The sequence below is a fragment of the Weissella confusa genome (genome assembly GCF_004766315.1).
Taxonomy (GTDB): domain Bacteria; phylum Bacillota; class Bacilli; order Lactobacillales; family Lactobacillaceae; genus Weissella; species Weissella confusa_A.
In genome coordinates this window covers 1-2,985 of the sequence record NZ_PVSN01000065.1, presented here as the reverse complement: position 1 = coordinate 2,985, position 2,985 = coordinate 1, and the positions used below count along the sequence as shown (strand labels likewise).

Genomic DNA, 2,985 nt, shown 5'->3' with positions numbered 1-2,985 from the left:
TTGAGCCACATACTCAAACTTATATCATCAACGTCAGTTGATAGGTTAAGTTATTAAGGGCGCATGGTGGATGCCTTGGCACTAGGAGCCGATGAAGGACGGGACTAACACCGATATGCTTCGGGGAGCTGTAAGTAAGCTTTGATCCGGAGATTTCCGAATGGGGGAACCCAACTTGTTATGCAAGTTATCACCTAATGAATATATAGTTAGGTTGAAGGTAGACGTTGTGAACTGAAACATCTCATTAGCAACAGGAATAGAAAGAAAAATCGATACCGTCAGTAGCGGCGAGCGAAATCGGTAGAGCCCAAACCAAAGTGCTTGCACTTTGGGGTTGTAGGACTGACATTGTGGAGTTACAAAGTTAACATTTAGCAGAATCAGCTGGGAAGCTGAGCGAGACAGGGTGATAGCCCCGTATGCGAAAAGTGTTGACCTCCCGTCAGGATCCTGAGTACGGCCGGACACGTGAAATCCGGTCGGAATCCGCGAGGACCATCTCGCAAGGCTAAATACTCCCTAGTGACCGATAGTGAACCAGTACCGTGAGGGAAAGGTGAAAAGCACCCCGGAAGGGGAGTGAAAAAGTTCCTGAAACCATGTGCCTACAAGAAGTTAGAGCCCGTTAATGGGTGATAGCGTGCCTTTTGTAGAATGAACCGGCGAGTTACGATACCATGCAAGGTTAAGGTGGAAAGACCGGAGCCGTAGCGAAAGCGAGTCTGAAATGGGCGAATTAGTATGTTGTTGTAGACCCGAAACCAGGTGACCTACCCATGTCCAGGGTGAAGGTGCGGTAAAACGCACTGGAGGCCCGAACCCGTGCATGTTGAAAAATGCTGGGATGAGGTGTGGGTAGCGGTGAAATTCCAATCGAACTTGGAGATAGCTGGTTCTCTCCGAAATAGCTTTAGGGCTAGCCTCGGAATGTAGCGTGTTGGAGGTAGAGCACTGTTTTGGTGCGGGGCCCATCTCGGGTTACCAAATTAAGATAAACTCCGAATGCCAATCACGTATGTCCGGGAGTCAGACAGTGAGTGATAAGATCCATTGTCGAAAGGGGAACAGCCCAGATCGTCAGTTAAGGTCCCTAAGTGTGTGTTAAGTGGAAAAGGATGTGGAGTTGCATAGACAACTAGGATGTTGGCTTAGAAGCAGCCACCATTTAAAGAGTGCGTAATAGCTCACTAGTCGAGTGATTCTGCGCCGAAAATGTACCGGGGCTAAACACACCACCGAAACTACGGGTGCCACGTTAGTGGCGCGATAGGAGAGCGTTCTAAGGGCGATGAAGTCAGACCGTGAGGACTGGTGGAGCGCTTAGAAGTGAGAATGCCGGTATGAGTAGCGAAAGACAGGTGAGAATCCTGTCCACCGTATGACTAAGGTTTCCTGGGGAAGGCTCGTCCTCCCAGGGTTAGTCGGGACCTAAGGCGAGGCCGAGAGGCGTAGTCGATGGATAACAGGTTGAGATTCCTGTACCAGGTGAACATGTTTGAACGATGGAGGGACGCAGAAGGCTAACGGATCCCAGCTGCTGGATATGCTGGGTTAAATAATAAGTCTTAGATCGAGTTAAATGCTTTATCTTTTAAGGACAAGTTATGATGAGGACCGAAATAAAGTAGGGAAGTCCGTGATGTCACGCTGCCGAGAAAAGCTTCTAGTTAGTGTTTACCTGCCCGTACCGCAAACCGACACAGGTAGTCGAGGAGAGCATCCTAAGGTGAGCGAGTGAACTCTCGTTAAGGAACTCGGCAAAATGACCCCGTAACTTCGGGAGAAGGGGTGCTCAGCGAAAGCTGAGCCGCAGTGAATAGGCCCAGGCGACTGTTTATCAAAAACACAGGTTTCTGCAAAATCGTAAGATGACGTATAGGGGCTGACGCCTGCCCGGTGCTGGAAGGTTAAAAGGAGTGCTTAGCTTCGGCGAAGGTACGAATTGAAGCCCCAGTAAACGGCGGCCGTAACTATAACGGTCCTAAGGTAGCGAAATTCCTTGTCGGGTAAGTTCCGACCCGCACGAAAGGCGTAACGATCTGGGCACTGTCTCAACGAGAGACTCGGTGAAATTTAAATACCCGTGAAGATGCGGGTTACCCGCGACAGGACGGAAAGACCCCATGGAGCTTTACTGTAGCTTGATATTGAGTGTTTGTGCAGCTTGTACAGCATAGGTAGGAGCCGTAGATACCGGGACGCTAGTTTCGGTGGAGGCGTCATTGGGATACTACCCTCGTTGTATGACCACTCTAACTCGCACCACTAAGCGTGGTGGAAGACAGTGTCTGGCAGGCAGTTTGACTGGGGCGGTCGCCTCCTAAAAGGTAACGGAGGCGCCCAAAGGTTCCCTCAGAATGGTTGGAAATCATTCGCAGAGTGTAAAGGCACAAGGGAGCTTGACTGTGAGACTTACCAGTCGAGCAGGTACGAAAGTAGGGCTTAGTGATCCGGTGGTTCCGCATGGAAGGGCCATCGCTCAACGGACAAAAGCTACCCTGGGGATAACAGGCTTATCTCCCCCAAGAGTCCACATCGACGGGGAGGTTTGGCACCTCGATGTCGGCTCATCGCATCCTGGGGCTGTAGTCGGTCCCAAGGGTTGGGCTGTTCGCCCATTAAAGCGGTACGCGAGCTGGGTTCAGAACGTCGTGAGACAGTTCGGTCCCTATCCGTCGCGGGCGTAGGAAATTTGAGAGGAGCTGCCCTTAGTACGAGAGGACCGGGGTGGACGTACCTCTGGTGTATCAGTTGTTCCGCCAGGAGCATCGCTGAGTAGCTATGTACGGATGAGATAAACGCTGAAAGCATCTAAGTGTGAAACTCGCCTCGAGATGAGATTTCCCATTCTTTATGAAGTAAGACCCCTCAGAGATGATGAGGTAGATAGGCTAGAAGTGGAAGTGCGGCGACGCATGGAGCGGACTAGTACTAATGGTTCGAGGACTTAACCAAGTTGAAAACGTGGTGTAAGGCTCAAAC

1 rRNA gene is annotated in these 2,985 nt (G+C 50.8%); it reads left to right on the top strand.

The annotated features are described in order from the left end of the window. Window positions 1–43: 43 nt before the first annotated feature. Window positions 44–2,958, top strand: a 23S ribosomal RNA gene (locus tag C6P11_RS08885). The last annotated feature ends 27 nt before the right edge of the window (window positions 2,959–2,985 follow it).